Source organism: Bradyrhizobium sp. CFUWI (genome assembly GCF_056429085.1).
Genome location: NZ_JBWJZE010000009.1, coordinates 244,515 through 260,470, shown reverse-complemented (window position 1 = coordinate 260,470; position 15,956 = coordinate 244,515). Strand labels below are relative to the sequence as shown.

The window sequence follows — 15,956 nt, the reverse complement described above, 5'->3', positions numbered from 1 at the left end:
AATCGACTTGAGCGTCATAGGATTAGATCGTGCAACACATGGCCGTGAACTGTTCCTGCCCCGTGAGGTGGGTCAGCATCGGATGGCGACGTTTCAGGCATGAACGCCAGCTCGGACCCATGGAATCCCTCAGCCTGCCCGTGCTGACCGACGAAGTCCGAGGGATGCTCCAACACTGCGCTGTGCAGCGAGCCCGGCGAAGCGTCATCTGTAAACTGGAACGAGCCGCCGAGCTGCTGCGGATTGGCGGGCTTGGATCCGGACGCTCCCTGGGACGGGGTGTGCTGCTCCGCCTCGCTTGACGGCAAATGGTTGGCGCCGCCGCTCGCTGACTTCAGGAGGCTTGGGTTGAGCGTCGTGTCTGCCGTTTCATCGTTGGCATGATCATGGGCATGAGCCGCCTTGGCGGCGCTTCCCGGTGGCAAGGTGCCGTCGTCAGCATCGCTCCCCGGTGCAAACCTGCCTCCGGCGTGGTGTTCGGCAGCGTCATGGACGGAATTCAGCATGGCGACCGGAATGCCGGGCACCTGGCCGCTCGCTGCAATCGCGCCGCTTTTGCCAGCCATTGAGGCCGCGTCGAGCCCGGTCAGGTTGTCGAATATAAAGCCGGTCTCCGTGTGTGTGACGATCTGCTGCACGATCACCGCCAGTGCGCCGGCCGAGGGAGGTGCCGCGTCGCTGCGCAGCGGCTCGATCGCGAGCGTTTGCACTTCGTCTGAACTGGAGAAGCTGGAATATTCGGTCCGTCCGATCTGGTCCCAGCTCGAATCGAGGCTGTAGACCGCCTCGGTCGATTGGATCGTCGAACTCTCCGCCGCGAGAAGCGTGCCGTCGATGCTGCCGAAATCGGACGAGACTCCGGAGGCGGTCGTCGCCTCAGCGCTTGCGTCACTCTGCGCGGTTGCGGTGAGGTCGAGCAGTTCGCCGGAAACCGCCATCACAGGTGCCGCCGCCGGCGCCATGATGAAGTCCGACGCGTCGATCGTTGCAATCCCCTGCAAATGAATTTCGAGCAGAGCGGAATCGCCGATGTGCAGGGTCTCGTCGGTTGGATTGACGTACACGATCGTTTCATTCGCCGCGCTGTCATAGAGCCAGGCGATCGTATGTGGCGGCACGGCCGTGCTGGTTGAGCTCAAGGCCAATATGACAAACCCAAGCGCGCCAAGAGCAGTCAAGTCGATCTTGTCGGCCCCCGAGGCGAAGTCGGTGATGGTGTCGAACTGGCTTGCGTTGGAATCGGCTACGAACAAATAAGCGAAGCGGTCGTTCCCATTGCTGCCGGTGAGTTGATCCGCACCAAATCCACCGGTTATGGTGTCGCTGCCGTTATTGCCGTTGATTGTATCGCTGCCCGAGCCGCCGTAGATGGTGTCATCCCCATCATTGCCTTTGATCGTGTCATTTCCCGAGCCGCTATAGAGGACGTCGGCTTTGCCGGTCCCGTTGACGGTGTCGCTGCTGGCCCCTGCGTAGATGATCTGACCTTCATCGCCGCCGCCGGCAATGGTTTCGCTCCCGGGCGTTCCATACACGTTGGGTGGATCGGAGATCACTGCAGATCCGGTGGCCAAATTATCAAAATCGTTGGGGTCAGCGTCGCTGGCGCCATGAATGGCGACGGTGACCGTCTGCGTCGTACCGTCGATGGCAGTTACCGTGAATGTGTCGGTCAACATGTCGCCGACATCGAGCGCCTGAACCACGCTGTTGTTATTATCAAGAGTGTAAGTCCATACGCCGGCCGCGGTCATCGTGAAGGTACCGTACCCGCCGTCACTTGCTGTCGAAGAGACTGCGGTGAACGTGTTCGGCGCGTTGTCGACGTCTGTATCGGCGAGCGTGCCCGTCGCGATCGGAGCGCCAGATGAGAAGGTTCCTGCCTCGGTCACTGAGCCGGTCGTGGTGCCAAAAATGAGGGCCGCGTCGTTGCTGCCCTGAATGGTGATCGTCACCACCTGCGGCGTGCCGTCGAGGGTCGTGACCGTGAAACTGTCGGTGAGCGTGCCGCCGACATTGAGCGCCTGCACCGCGCCATTGGCGTTGTCGAGCGTGTAGGTCCACACGCCCGTGGCGGTTAACGTAAAAGTGCCATAACCATTCGTGCTCGCCCTGGGTGAACTCACCACGGCGAAGGTGTTAGGCGCATTGTCGACGTCGGCGGCAGAGAGCGTGCCAGTTGCGCTCGGGCTGCCGGGTGACGCATTGGCAATGCCGCCCGCCTCAGTCACCGAACCGGCCGTGGTTCCTGAAACGATGGCCGCATCGTTGGTGCCATGGATGGTGACCGTCACGACTTGGGGAGTTCCGTCCAGTGTGGTGACTGTGAACGTATCGGTCAGTGTCTCGCCGGTATTGAGCGCCTGCACCGCGGCGTTGGCATTGTCGAGCGTGTAGGTCCAAGCGCCGGCTGTCGTCATGGTGAAGGTGCCATAGCCGGCGGTGCTCGCCGTTGGCGAGGCGACTGCCGTGAAAGCATTTGCAGTCGTGTCGACGTCTGTGTCGGTGAGGATGCCGGTCGCGGTCGGCGTGCCAGGGTTAGCATTGGCGAGACCGCCAGCCTCGATCACTGCACCGGTCGTCGCGCCGGAGATGATCGCGGCGTCACTGGCTCCGTGGATCGTGATCGTCACCACTTGGGCGGTGCCGCCGATCGTGGTCACCGTAAAGGTGTCGGTGAGCGTGTCGCCGGCGTTGAGCCGCTGCACTGTGAGATCGGCATTGTCCAAGGTGTATGTCCACACGCCGGACGTCGTCATCGTGAAGGTGCCATAGCCACCGGTGCTCGTGGTTGGCGAACTCACTGCCGTGAACGTATTGGGCGGATCGTCGACGTCGGTGTCAGAAAGGGTGCCGGTCGCAATCGGCGTGCCAAGCGCGGCATTGTCTATGCCGCCGGCCTCGACGACCGAACCGGTCGTATTGCCGGAGATGATTGCAGCGTCGTTGACACCGTTGACGGTGATTGTGAACGTCTTGCTCGCGGAGGTGAGGCCGTCGGAAACCGTGATAACGAAACCGTCGGTCGAGGGCGATTTCAGCGCGTTGATCGCGACGCTGTTGGGCACGAACGTGTAGGCGCCGCTCGTACTGTTGACGTAGAGCGTCCCGTACGGACCTGGCTTTGACAGATCGTATGTCACTCCTTCGAGGATCGTCTCGTTGGCGGCCGCCCCAATGACCCCAAAGGTCAGCTTGGCGCCGCTGCTGGTGCTGCTGGCGGTGAAAACTCCGCTCGTCGGAGCGAATGTATCAAACACCACCGTATCGAGCTCGGTTGGCCCCGCTCCGGTGCTGAGCGTCGGCGGCACAGGGTCGAGAATGGGAATAGCGAATGGTGACACGGGGGCCAGCAGGTTCTGCGGCGCAGGCGCATCGGATGGAATGAAATTGATTGGCTGCAGTGACAGCGATTTGACAAAGGGTGGTGTGCTCGATCCGCGTGGACCTTGCCCGTCTGTGAGATTGGCGAGCACGTCCTGCTGAGCGGCGCGCAACTCGTCCATGCGAGCGGCCGTGTTCGCGACTTGGTTGATACTGATGGTGGAGCCCACCTTCTTGAGGACGATCGTCTCGCCGGGATCTTCGACGATGATGTGTCGCGGGATCCGCTCCTTGGTCACGAGCTCGAATGCGCCGTGCGCAAGGTCCTTGTAGGTAATGGAATCGTCATCCAGGAAAGTGACATCCGGATCCGCGGCTTCGGCATCTTGCGCGGTCGAGAAAGTCAATGCTGCCAGCGTCAGCATCCCGAACCCCCCCGCGTGGCTCCGGGCGCGAATGCCTGCAATGGGCGTATTCACCTGGAGCGCCCCGCCTTTTGCCAGCCGGCCCGGGACGAAACTGAAGCTCCCTCGTGTCACGTCGAACAGGGCTGCGAGTGGCATGCCTTCGACGTCGAGGACGAACTCGCTCAGCTCAACGTGAGTGCCGCAGTCGATGCTGAAAAAAGTACCGTCGATGAAGCGAATTGTGATCTGTCCGTCGGCATCGCTCTCCAGCACGTCGCCCCTGTAGATCGGCGCACCAGCTACCGCTTGTGTGGCGATGCCACTCGCTCGCGTAAGCGTACAGCGACCGATCACCGTATGAATATGGCCGATGAATTCGGCGGGCAGGGCCATGGCGGCCCCGTTATCAGCCTGGATGCCGGAAGCAACTAACATGGCTCGCCCTCGCCTGGGTGATCGTTTCAGGCTCGGCGTGCCGCCTTGCTCGGGGTTCCTCGCCAAGGCACAAAATTTCCTAGCGCCGGCAGCCCCGAAGGCTTGCCCGCCGAAAAATCAAGTCTGAGAGGGAGAGACGCATTGTGCCGGGGACAACGAAGCGTACCGCCATTCCCCGCCGTGCCCCTCCCGCCAATGTGATTAAATGGACAAACGAGATGTATTTAATTTGTGGCACTCGCTTGACGCTGGATATAAGGTAGTCCGGTTAATAAGATTAAACAATAATTATATTTATTGCGACGGCGTTGCGCGGTTCAAAAAATGGACCGCCGATAGCGGCAAGATCTTCTCAGAAAGGGGGGATCATGTGCAGACCTGCGATAGCCGCTCTGGCGACCGTCTTTGTTGTGGCGCTTGCCTGCTTCTTGCCGAGTGCGGCTCGAGCGCAAATCGATTCCGCCAAGCCCGCCGTCGCTACCGCGTCACCGAAACCGATTGGGAAGGTGGTAGCGGCCACAGGCTCGGTCACCATCGAACATGCGGGCGCAGTGATCGTTCAGGCAAATGTTGCGAGCGACCCCGGCCGGGCCAACACCGGTGACCCCGTATATCTTGGTGATGTGGTGCAGACCGGGGCCGACGGCCGAGTCGGCATCAATTTTACCGACGGCAGCTCGTTCAATCTATCGAGCAACGCCCGCATGGTGCTGGATCATTATGTATATGAGCCGGCCGGCAAGTCCAATGCGAGCCTATTCAATCTCGCCAAGGGAACGTTCACTTTTGTTGCAGGCGGCGTCGCAAAGACAGGCGACATGAAGGTCGATACCCCCGTCGCCACGCTCGGGATCCGGGGCACGACGCCGCATATCGAGATTTCGGATGATGGGTCGGTCAGATTCTCTACCTTGATCGAAGAGGGCAAGAGCAAGCTCCTGAAGAAGCCGCCGACATCCGCGGCGCCGGAGCCCGATCGAAGCAGCAATCGCAGGCTCAACATCTGTCGGGGATGCTGAGAAACTGGCCTGGTCCGAAGCCGTCTTGATGCCGCAGCGCCGGCCGGGCAGAAATCAAGATCGGTGCTTCGCTCGCTGTCGGAGTGGGATTTTGGTGTGGCAATGACCGCAAGAGCCGGTTTCGTCAACGCGGTGATGCTCGTTCTTATCATTGTGCTGTCCAGTTCGGCTGGCTGGGCGCAGAAGCCGAAGAAGGGCAGCTCCCTCAAGAACGTCGAACTGTGTAACAGCTCAGACCGCGTGTCGCCCGAAGCTCGGATCGATGGCTGCACGGCGTTCATCGAAGCGGGCGAGGGAGCGGTGAACGGCTTCGTTATCGCCTACAACAACCGGGGGAATGCCTATAGCGCTAAAGCCGACTACGAACGCGCGATCAAGGATTTCCTCGAAGCGGCCAGGCTTGACCCGAACTATGCGAAAGCCTTCAACAACCTCGGCGTGGCCTATCTGAGAACTGGCGCGAACGATCTAGCGATCGGCGCTCTTGAGGAGGCGCTCAAGCTCAACCCGAACTATGGCGCTGCCTATGCCAACCGCGCGGCAGCCTACTTGAAGACGAACGCGTTCGACCGTGCGGCGCGGGACTATGACGAGGCAATTCGCCTTGATCCGAAGCTGGAGGCGGCGCGGAGCGGCCGCTGTTGGACCCGCGCCGTCCTTGGCGCCTTACAGGCTGCGCTGGAAGACTGCGATATTGTGCTTCGATCGGAAACAAACAACGCGGCAGCATACGACTCGCGAGCTCTTATAAATCTGAAAATGGGGCAATTCTCCGCGGCTATAGATGACTACAACTCGGCGCTGCGGTTGGTGCCCAAGCTTGCCAGCGCGCTGTACGGCCGAGGGCTTGCCCGATTCAAGCTGGGCGACACAGACGGTGGCCATAGCGACATCTCCGCGGCCAAGAGGATCGATGCTGCAATTGACGAAGCCTTTGTCCGCTATGGGGTGCCGCGAAGGGACTGACCATCCGCGACAGCACCGTCGTGTAGGCGTTAACAAGTCCTTAACCATCGGCGTCTCAAATTCAGATCCAGCGGATCCGTCGACGCTCGATGCGGCACGGCGTGCAGCCCCCAGAGCAGATCAAGATTTAGCATTAACAAGTCCTTAATTGGCGAGACCTACAGTCGAGGGCAGGGGCCGGCGTCAGGACCGGCGTCGACCGTCGAAACGGAAGAAATGCCGCCAATGGCGCGAGAGGCTGCCGCTGGATTTGTGTCGCGAGCCCGCGCTTTCGCGCCGGGCCTGTCGCGTCATGTCCGCGCGGCGGGCATGCTGGCGGTCTGCCTGCTGATCGGCCTCGGTGCGCCGGTCCGGGCGGCCGATCCCGTCAGGGGCGAGGCGACTTTTTCGGCCGGCGGCGGCTTTGCCCGCCTCGTCATCAAGCTCGGCGAGGACGTTCCCTCCGAGGTGGCGACCGCGGGTTCCATCCTCATCATCCGCTTCGACCGGCCCGTCGAGGTTCCCGTCGACCGCGTGCCGGAAGGCGCCCCCGATTACATCAATTCCGCGCGCCGCGATCCCGATGGCACCGCCATCCGCCTGTCGCTGGCGCGGCGCGTCACGGTCAACACCATGAACGCCGGCGAGCGCACCTTCATCGACCTTTTGCCCGAGGGCTGGAAGGGGCCGCCGCCGAGCCTGCCGATGGACGTCGTCAAGGAACTCGCCGAGCGTGCGCGCATCGCCGAGCGCGCGCTGCGCGCCCAGCGCGCCGCGGCCGAGACCAAGAAGCGTCCGGCGATCCGCGTGCGTGCCTCGGTGCAGCCGACCTTCGTGCGCTTCGTGTTCGAGATGCCCGACGGTGTCGGCGTCTCCTCCGTGCTCAACGAGCAGAAGCTCACGCTGGCTTTCAATGCCAACCTCAATTTCGACCTGGCGGACGCGGTCGTCGCGGCGCCGCCAAACGTTGCCTCGATCAAGCAGAAGGCCGACATCGACCAGACCAATGTCGAGATCGCGCTGATCGGCGATTCCGACGTGCATTCGTTCCGCGACGAGAAGAACTACATCGTCGACGTGTCTTTCCAGCCCGACAAGGGCAAGATTGCCGCGACGCCCGAGGCGGCGCTCACGCAGATGAAGCCTGGAGGTCACGGACCTCAGCCGTCGCCCGACAAGCCGGCGGCTGAGAAGCCGAAGGACGCTCATCGCGAGATCGTGCCGCCGACCTCCGAGACGATCGCGCGCGAAGCCAAGATCGACGTGAGGCCCGAGGTGAAGCCGGAGGCGCCGGCGGCGATGCCGCCGGCCGAAGCGCCGAAACCGGCGCCGGCTCCCGCGACCGAGGCGGCGCGCGCTCCGGAGGCGGCCAAGGAGGTCGCGAAGGAAATTGCGAAACCGGCGCCCCTAGCTGCCGAAGCTGCGACCGTACCGGCCAGGCCCGCGCCGGCCGAGGAGGCCGCAAAGGAGCCGGTCAAGGAAGCCGCCAAAGAAACGGCCAAGGAAACTGTCAAGCCTGCGCCGCAGCCCACGGTCGCCGGCGTCGATGCGCGTCGCGACAGCGACGGCTTGCGCGTGACGTTCCCGATTCAGGTCGCAACGGCAGCGGCCGCGTTCCGCCGCGGCGATACCGTCTGGCTGGTGTTCGATACGCCGAAGCCGATCGACGTCGAGGCGATCCGCACCAAGGGCGGCGCGATGATCGGCGAGGTCGGGCGCGTCCCTCTCGACAAGGGGCAGGCGGTGCGCATCCGTCTCACCCGTCCGCTGGTCTACTCGCTGGCGAGCGAGGAGGTCGGCAAGGAGACCAACTGGCTTCTGACGCTGGCCGACAAGATCCAGTCGACGCCGCTGCCGCTGATGATATCGCGCAACATCACCGACCCCGCGCTTGCCAACATCGCGATCCCCTTCGCCAACCCGGGCCAGTTGCACAAGCTCACCGACCCCGACGCCGGCGACACGCTCTATGTCGTCACCGCGCAGCGGCCGGTGCGCGGCTTCATCAAGCGGCAGGACCTCGTCGATCTCTCGCTGCTGGAATCCGCGCACGGCATCGCGATCCGGCCGAACTTCGACGAGATCGGCGTCGAGGTCGGCGCCGACAAGGTGATCCTCGGCAAGAAGGGCGGATTGACGCTGTCGCCGGTCGACATCGCGGCCGAGCGGGCGCCGACCGCGGTGCGCCCGGTCTTCAGCCCCGAAGGCTGGCGCAGGGGCCAGTCGGAAAACTTCATGGCGCGCCAGAGCGAACTGATGTCGGCGATCGCGGCGGTCGAGCCGGCGCTGCGCTCGCTGCCGCGGCTCGATCTCGCGCAGTTCTACATGTCGCGTGCGATGTATTACGAGGCCAAGGCCGTCACCGACGTGATGCTGGCCGATCCCCTCAACAAGGAGGAGAGCGGCGCGCTGATCATGCATGCGATCGCCAGCATCCTGATCGGCCGGCCGGCGCAGGGCCTGAAGGACCTCGCCAATCCCGTGATCGGCAACAGCCACGATTCCCAGCTCTGGAAGGCGCTCGCCTTCGCGCGCCAGGGCAAATGGGCGGACGCGCGCGAGAAGTTCAAGAACGTCGAATTCGCCATCGCCTCGCTGCCGCTCGACATCCAGCGTATCGTGACGATGGACGCGATGCGCGCGTCCCTCGAGGTGAAGGATTATGCCGGCGCCTCCAAGCGCCGCAGCGAGCTCGAGGTGGTCGGCGTCTCGCCCGAGGCCGCGCCCGGCTTCGCCGTGCTGCGCGGCCGGCTCGCCGAGGCGCTCGGCCACGACAAGGACGCGCTCGACGACTACAAGTTCGCAGCCGCCTCGGCCGACCGGCCGGCGGCGGCGGAAGCCAAGCAGCTCGAGATCGCGCTGCGTCAGAAGCGCGACGAGATCGGCAAGGAAGACGCGCTGCGCGAACTCGAGACCCTTTCCATGACCTGGCGCGGCGACTCGATCGAGGTCAAGACGCTCCAGATGCTGTCGCGGATGTATGCCGAGAGCGGTCGCTACCGCGACGCGCTCACCGCGGCGCGCACCGCGACGAGGCTCCAGCCCAACGCGGAAGCCTCCCGCCAGGCGCAGGACCTCGCCTCCGAGCTGTTCACGCAGATCTTCCTGGGACCGAAAGGTGACGAGCTGCCGCCGGTCGAAGCCCTCGGCATGTTCTACGAGTTCCGCGAGCTGACGCCGATCGGCCGCCGCGGCGACGAGCTGATCCGCCGGCTCGCCGACCGTCTTGCCTCGATCGATCTGCTCGACCAGGCCGCCGAGCTCTTGCAATATCAGGTCGACCATCGCCTCGAAGGCGCCGCGCGTGCCCAGGTCGCCGCGCGTCTTGCCATGATCTATCTCGCCAACCGCAAGCCCGACATGGCGATCACCGCACTGCGTGCAAGCCGTATCAGCGATCTCTCCGGCGAACTCAGGCAGCAGCGCCTGCTCTTGGAAGCGCGCGCGCAGAGCGACGTCGGTCGTCACGATCTGGCGCTCGACATCGTCTCCAACGTCGCCGGGCGCGAAGTGCTCCGCCTGCGCTCCGACATCTTCTGGGCGGCACGGCGCTGGCGCGAGGCCGCCGAGCAGATCGAGCTCTATTACGGCGAGCGCTTCCGCGACTTCAAGCCGCTCAACGCGGTGGAGAAGAGCGACATCATCCGCGCCGCCGTCGGCTATGCGCTCGCCGACGACTCGATCGGCCTGTCGCGCTTCCGCGAGAAATACGCGCCGCTGATGAGCGAGAGCGCCGACCGTCTCGCCTTCGACATCGCCAGCAAGCCGGCCGCGGCCTCCAGCGCCGAATTCGCCGAGATCGCCAAGCTCGCCGCCAGCGTCGACACGCTCGACGGCTTCCTGCGCGAGATGAAGCAGCGCTTCCCCGACGCCTCCGCCCGCGCACCAGCCCCACCCCATGCCAAGGACGAAGCCGAGCACACCGGCTCACTGCCCACGATTCCCGTGGTGCGGCAGATCAGGATGACGCGGTAGGCGCCGTCCGCGCGAAGCGCGGCCCGTGACGGCTCGACATTCTCCGTCATTGCGAGCGAAGCGAAGCAATCCAGAATCTTCCCGCGGCGCAGCCTGGATTGCTTCGTCGCAAGGGCTCCTCGCAATGACGGGAGGGGCCGGAAGTGAATCCCGGTGGCGGAGAGGATGCGGCGGCGACGTGGTGCCGAGCTCGCCGTCACCCCCCGTAGCTCTGCACCAGGCTTCCCGCCACCAGCGACCAGCCATCGACCAGCACGAAGAAGATCAGCTTGAACGGCAGTGAGATCGTTGCCGGCGGCAGCATCATCATGCCCATCGACATCAGCACCGAGGCGACGACGAGGTCGATGATCAGGAAGGGCAGGAACAACAGGAAGCCGATCTCGAAGGCGCGCTTCAGCTCGGAGATCATGAAGGCGGGGACGAGGATGCGAAGCGCGAGGTCGTCGGGGGTGGCCGGCGCCGGTTCGCCCGACAGATCCAGAAACAGCCTGAGGTCCTTCTCGCGCACGTTCTTCTGCATGAAGCCGCGCAGCGGGACGGAGGCGCGCTGCAGCGCGTCCTCGACGCCGATCTGGTTGGCGACCAGCGGGCGGATGCCGTCGTCGTAGGATTTCTGCAGCACCGGGCCCATCACGAAGAAGGTGAGGAACATGGCCAGCGCGATGATCACCGAGTTCGGCGGCGCGGTCGCCGTGCCCAGCGCGGTGCGCAGCAGCGACAGCACGACCACGATGCGCGTGAACGACGTCATCATGATCAGGATCGACGGTGCGATCGACAGCACGGTGAGCAGCGCGATGAGCTGGATCGCGCGCTCGGTGACGCCGCCACCGCCGGCGCCGCCGCCGAGATTGATGCTGATGTCCTGCGCATGCGCAAGGCCTGCGAGCGAGGCCGCGACTAACAGGACAGAAAGGAAAACAACTCTACGCGGGAGGGACGGCAGCCTCACGAAGATGGCTTCGGACGGCCGAGCAGCGAGGCCATCTCGTCTTCGAGATTTTCAAAGCTGGTCTTCTCCGCGGCCGGCTTCGGCGGCGGGGCCGGCGGCGCCGCCGGCTCGCTGCGAGCGGCCCGCGGGGGAGCGGCCGGCGGCTCCGGCGCGACGGGCGGCGCGACCGTTTCGCCGGCGGGGCGGCGCAGCGCGGCCTCTAACCGCTGTGCCATTTCCGCGAGGTTCTGCTCGGCGCTGGACGGACCCGCGGCGGGTGCCGGCGGCGGAACGGGCGGAGCCGGCGGAGGAGGCGGCGGTGCAGCGGCGCGCTCGGCCCGCACGGGCGGCATTTTCATCGGCTCGCTCTGGCGCGGCGGCCTCGGCATCAGCGGCGGCTCGCTGCGCGGAACGCGCGGCGGCAGCGGCTCGGGCCGCGGTTCGCGCTCGGGGCGCGGCGGGATCGCATCGGCGGTGAAGCCGGCGAGGGGATCGCTGCGGCGTTCGGCCAGCGCGGGGGCGGGCCGGCGCACCTCGTCGGCGAAGGACGGGCGCGAAGGCCGCGGCGGCGGCTCGGGCATTTGCGGCTCGGGATGATCGAGCAGCTCGGGCCGCGGCGCCTCGTCGGCCCAGCCGCCGGAGTCCGGCATCGGGGCAAGGCGCGGCGGCTCGGCGGCGTTGGGACGCTGGGGGAGCTGATCGCGGCCATGCGCGGCACGAACGATGTTGGGCTCGACCACGATATCGGTGGGGCCGCCGATCATCAGGAGGTGCTCGACATTGTCACGCCGGACCAGCACCAGGCGGCGCCGGCCGTCGACCGCGGCGGCATCGATCACGGCAAGCCGGGGCATCCTGCCGCGCTGGGTGTTGGCGCCGAGCCGGCTGGTGGCGAATCGGCGAACCAGCCAGGCAGCGACGCCGATCAACGCCAGAACGACGATGAACGCGACGATGAAGGTGATAGGGCTGCCTTGCATACTAGTCCCCGACAAATGGCGCTGCTCTCGTGCCCATGGTCGGATACGCCAACCACCGGCCTACGATGCCCCAAACTGCGATTTCTTAACGTCCCACGGCAAGTTTTGCCGTCCCCAACTCTTAATAACCCATGAATCGCTCGATCCAAAACGACTTCTTGGGCTGTGCACGGCCCGCCAAACGGTTGGGTTAATGCTGCTTTTGGCGGCGTCGAATCACGGGAGCGACGGAATCGTGTCCCGCCCGGGGACATCCGGCGAGGGTCCCTTAACCGGCTGTTAACCATACACGCGGCAAATTCTGCCTAGCTGCGGACCTCGAGGTCCGTACCAGGCGGAAGGAGCCGCGACGATGTCCATCAACGACCTCCCGGTACTGTCGGCGCTTCGCACCAAGATGCAGTGGCACCAGGAACGCCAGCGCGTCCTGTCCGAGAACGTCTCCAATTCCGACACGCCCAAATTCCGGCCGCGCGACCTGGTCGAGCCGAAGCTCGACAAGAGCGGGGCCGTCACGGGCTCGATGGGCCCCCTCGCGCTGACCCGCACCAGCGGCTCGCACATGACGCCGTCAGGCGCGGTTTCCGTATTCGACCAGAACAAGAACGCGGGCTTCGAAACCCGCCCTGCCGGCAACGCCGTCAATCTCGAAGAGGAGATGATGAAGGCCGCCAGCAACCAGATGGACTACGCGGCGGCGACCTCGCTCTATTCGAAGAGCCTGCACCTGCTCAAGACCGCGATCGGCAAGGCCTAGCCGCATGATCCGGGAACAGAACAGCTAGAGGAGGCGCATCATGGCCAATGACAGCAGCGACTTTGCCCGCTCGATGGCGATCGCGACCTCCGGTCTGCGGGCGCAAGCCGGCCGCATGCGGGTGATCTCGGAAAACATCGCGAATGCGGATTCGACCGCGCAGACCCCCGGCGGCGACCCCTACCGGCGCAAGGTTCCGACCTTCTCCTCCGCGCTCGACCGCACGCTCGACGCGCAGGTCGTCACCCTCGGCAGGATCAAGCCCGACCAGTCGAACTTCCGCGTCAAATACGAGCCGAACAATCCGGTCGCGGACGCCACCGGCAACGTCAAATACCCCAATGTGAACTCGGTGGTCGAGATGACCGACATGCGCGACGCGCAGCGGTCCTACGAGGCCAATCTCAACATCATCAGTGCGACGCGCCGGATGATCCAGCGCACGCTCGACATCCTCAAGAGCTGAACAGGACAATTGAGCCATGGCATCACCGACAATCGCCGCCAATGCTTACGCCAACCTTGCCCGGGTGCTCGAAAACAGCGGCGCCGGTGCCGGCAAAGGCAGCGAGGCCAGCGGGCAATCCTTTGCCTCGCTGCTGAAGGACGCCGTCGGCAGCGTCATGGAATCCGGCCGCAAGTCGGATGCACAGACGGTCGCGATGGCCTCCGGCAAGGCCAACGTGATGGACGTGGTGACCGCGGTCGCCGACACCGACGTCGCGGTGTCCACGCTGGTGTCGGTCCGCGACCGCGTCATCGCGGCCTACGAAGACATCATGAAGATGCCGATCTGATCACCGTTGTCATTCCGGGACGGCGCGAAGCACCGGGCCCGGAATCTCGAGATTCCGGGTTCTCGCTTCGCGAGCCCCGGAATGACGAAAATACCGGAAGTGAGAATCGAAGATGACCGGCCCCGAAACCCTCGACGTCGCGCGCGATGCCATCTGGACGATCGTGATCGTGTCCTCCCCCTTGATGGTGGTCGGTCTGGTGGTCGGCGTCGTCGTGTCGCTGTTCCAGGCGCTGACGCAGATCCAGGAGCAGACCCTGATCTACGTGCCGAAGATCCTGGCCATCTTTGCCACGATGCTGCTGGCGCTGCCGTTCATGGCCGACGCGCTTCATTCCCACATGCTGCGGATCTCGTCGCGAATCATCGGCGGCTGAGGCAAGATGCAGCAATTATGCGCATCGACGTCTCGTTGCTGCCGGCGCTCGCCGCTTCCTTCATGCTCGCCTTCGCCCGGGTCGGCGCGATGGTGATGCTGCTGCCGGGGCTTGGCGAGACCAATATTCCGACGCGGATCAAATTGTCGATCGCGCTGATGCTCACGCTGATCATCCTGCCGCTGCATCGCAACGCCTACCAGGTCGACATGGGCTCGCTGGCGCCGCTCCTGGTCCTGATGCTGCATGAGATCGCGATCGGCATCGTGCTGGGCGCGACCGCGCGCGTGACGCTGTCGGCGCTGCAGGTCGCGGGATCGGTGATCGCGCAGCAGATGGGGCTCGGTTTCGTCACATCGGTCGATCCGACCCTGGGGCAGCAGGGGGTGCTGGTCGGCAACTTCCTGACCATCCTGGGGGTGACGCTGCTGTTTGCCACCGACAGCCATCACCTGGTGATCGCGGCGCTGAACGACAGCTATACCATCTTCTCGCCGGGCGAGACCGTGTCGAGCGGCGACGTCGCCTCGCTGGCCACGCGTGCCTTTGCCGCCGCGTTTCGCCTGGGCTTGCAGCTCTCGGGGCCGTTTCTGGTGTTCGGCCTCGTCTTCAACATCGGCCTCGGCGTGCTGGCGCGGCTGATGCCGCAGATGCAGGTCTATTTCGTCGGCGTGCCGCTCTCGATCTTCGCGGGCTTCCTGGTGCTCGCCGTGGTGCTCACCGCGATGATGGGCACCTTTCTGGACTACTTCATCGGTGTCATGCACCAATTGATGCCGCTCAGGTCGCGATAGATCGATGGCAGAAGACAACGATCCAGAGAGTCAAACAGAAGACCCGACGCAAAAGCGTCTGGACGATGCGCTCGAACGCGGCGACGTCGCCAAGAGCCAGGAGATCAACACCTGGTTCATGATGGCGGGCGGCACGCTCGTGGTGTCGACCTTCTCGGGCTCGGTGGGCAGCGGCTTGCTGACGCCGATGCGCAATTTGCTCGCCAATTCCTGGATGATCAAGACCGACGGCAAGGCTCTGCTCGCGCTGATGCAGCAGATCGAATTCGCCTTGCTGGCCGCTGTCGGCGTACCCCTGCTGATGCTGGTGCTGGCGGCGATCGCCGGCAACATGCTCCAGCACCGCCTGGTGTGGTCGGCCGAATCCCTCAAACCCAAATTCAGCAAGATCTCGCCCGGCGCCGGCTTCAAGCGCATCTTCGGCAAGCAGGCGGCGGCGAATTTCCTGAAGGGTCTCGGCAAGCTGATCGCGCTCGGCGTCGTCATGACCATGATCCTGTGGCCGGAGCGGCATCGCATGGAGGCGATGGTCAAGCTCGACCCGGCCGCCATGCTCGACGCCAGCACCAGCATGACCATTCATCTGCTCGGCGCGGTGGTCGCAGCGCTCGCGGTCATCGCCATCGCCGATTATTTCTTCCAGTATCGCAGCTGGTTCCAGCGGCAGAAGATGTCGCTCCAGGAGATCAAGGAAGAGTTCAAGCAGTCCGAAGGCGACCCGCACATCAAGGGCAAGATCCGGCAATTGCGGCAGCAGCGCGCCAAGAAGCGCATGATGGCGGCGGTTCCCAAGGCCTCGGTGATCATCACCAACCCGACCCACTATTCGGTGGCGCTGTCCTACGAGCGCGGCATGTCGGCGCCGATCTGCGTCGCCAAGGGCGTCGACAACCTCGCCTTCAAGATCCGGGAGATCGCGCGCGAGCACGACATCCCGATCGTGGAGAACGTGCCGCTGGCCCGCGCGCTCTACGCCACCGTCGAGATCGACCAGGAAATCCCGACCGAGCACTACCACGCGGTCGCCGAAGTGATCGGCTACGTCATGCGGCTGAAACGCGGATTTGGCGCGGGGCGGGGATAAAGCACCCGAAAAGTACCGGAAGTGGCCGTAATCTGGGAATCAGCGTACCTTTCGGCCTTGCTGCCCTTGCACCTCAGGGTCCGATTCAGGCAGGGAGGACCCCACGCGCCCCGTGGCGCGTTGATTCTC

Annotated in this window: 12 protein-coding genes; 9 read left to right on the top strand and 3 right to left on the bottom strand. The window is 64.5% G+C overall.

Features of this window, described 5'->3' with window-relative positions:
* Positions 1–14: 14 nt before the first annotated feature.
* On the bottom strand, positions 15–4,166 hold the full coding sequence (locus tag AC066S_RS21450; RefSeq protein WP_478270545.1) for a VCBS domain-containing protein: 4,152 nt from the start codon (positions 4,164–4,166) through the stop codon (positions 15–17).
* 368 nt (positions 4,167–4,534) lie between these two features.
* Here AC066S_RS21450 and AC066S_RS21445 point away from each other — a divergent pair, with 368 nt between their 5' ends.
* From AC066S_RS21445 to AC066S_RS21435, 3 genes are all read left to right on the top strand, one after another.
* Positions 4,535–5,185: a FecR family protein gene (locus AC066S_RS21445; RefSeq protein ID WP_135169117.1), complete on the top strand. Its 651-nt coding sequence runs from the start codon at positions 4,535–4,537 to the stop codon at positions 5,183–5,185.
* Between the two features lie 63 nt (positions 5,186–5,248).
* Positions 5,249–6,151: a tetratricopeptide repeat protein gene (locus AC066S_RS21440; protein ID WP_235885061.1), complete on the top strand. Its 903-nt coding sequence runs from the start codon at positions 5,249–5,251 to the stop codon at positions 6,149–6,151.
* A 225-nt stretch (positions 6,152–6,376) separates the two neighbouring features.
* Positions 6,377–10,105 carry a tetratricopeptide repeat protein gene (locus AC066S_RS21435; RefSeq protein WP_478270544.1) on the top strand — a complete coding sequence of 1,243 codons (3,729 nt, stop codon included), beginning with the start codon at positions 6,377–6,379 and terminating at the stop codon, positions 10,103–10,105.
* 196 nt (positions 10,106–10,301) lie between these two features.
* Here the strand turns inward: AC066S_RS21435 and fliP are convergent, their stop codons facing one another.
* Together fliP and AC066S_RS21425 are read right to left on the bottom strand one after the other, a co-directional pair.
* Entirely contained in the window at positions 10,302–11,060 is a 759-nt protein-coding gene (gene fliP / locus AC066S_RS21430) for a flagellar type III secretion system pore protein FliP (RefSeq protein ID WP_126260778.1), read from the bottom strand.
* Entirely contained in the window at positions 11,057–12,019 is a 963-nt protein-coding gene (locus AC066S_RS21425) for a flagellar biosynthetic protein FliO (RefSeq protein ID WP_126260779.1), read from the bottom strand. Before AC066S_RS21425 ends, fliP begins: the two co-directional genes overlap by 4 nt.
* Before the next feature lie 352 nt (positions 12,020–12,371).
* Here AC066S_RS21425 and flgB point away from each other — a divergent pair, with 352 nt between their 5' ends.
* The 6 genes from flgB to flhB all read left to right on the top strand — a co-directional run bounded on the left by flgB (position 12,372) and on the right by flhB (position 15,827).
* Positions 12,372–12,776 carry a flagellar basal body rod protein FlgB gene (flgB, locus tag AC066S_RS21420; protein WP_126260780.1) on the top strand — a complete coding sequence of 135 codons (405 nt, stop codon included), beginning with the start codon at positions 12,372–12,374 and terminating at the stop codon, positions 12,774–12,776.
* A 40-nt stretch (positions 12,777–12,816) separates the two neighbouring features.
* Positions 12,817–13,242, top strand: a complete 426-nt coding sequence (flgC, locus tag AC066S_RS21415; RefSeq protein ID WP_478270543.1) for a flagellar basal body rod protein FlgC — start codon at positions 12,817–12,819, stop codon at positions 13,240–13,242.
* 16 nt (positions 13,243–13,258) lie between these two features.
* Positions 13,259–13,573 (top strand): flagellar hook-basal body complex protein FliE, encoded by a 315-nt coding sequence (fliE, locus tag AC066S_RS21410; protein ID WP_097658032.1) that lies wholly within the window; start codon positions 13,259–13,261, stop codon positions 13,571–13,573.
* Between the two features lie 112 nt (positions 13,574–13,685).
* Entirely contained in the window at positions 13,686–13,949 is a 264-nt protein-coding gene (fliQ, locus tag AC066S_RS21405; protein ID WP_007612284.1) for a flagellar biosynthesis protein FliQ, read from the top strand.
* 17 nt (positions 13,950–13,966) lie between these two features.
* Entirely contained in the window at positions 13,967–14,743 is a 777-nt protein-coding gene (gene fliR, locus AC066S_RS21400; RefSeq protein WP_478270542.1) for a flagellar biosynthetic protein FliR, read from the top strand.
* A 4-nt stretch (positions 14,744–14,747) separates the two neighbouring features.
* Complete coding sequence (gene flhB / locus AC066S_RS21395) at positions 14,748–15,827, top strand: flagellar biosynthesis protein FlhB (RefSeq protein ID WP_126260783.1); 1,080 nt, start codon at positions 14,748–14,750, stop codon at positions 15,825–15,827.
* Positions 15,828–15,956: the final 129 nt, after the last annotated feature.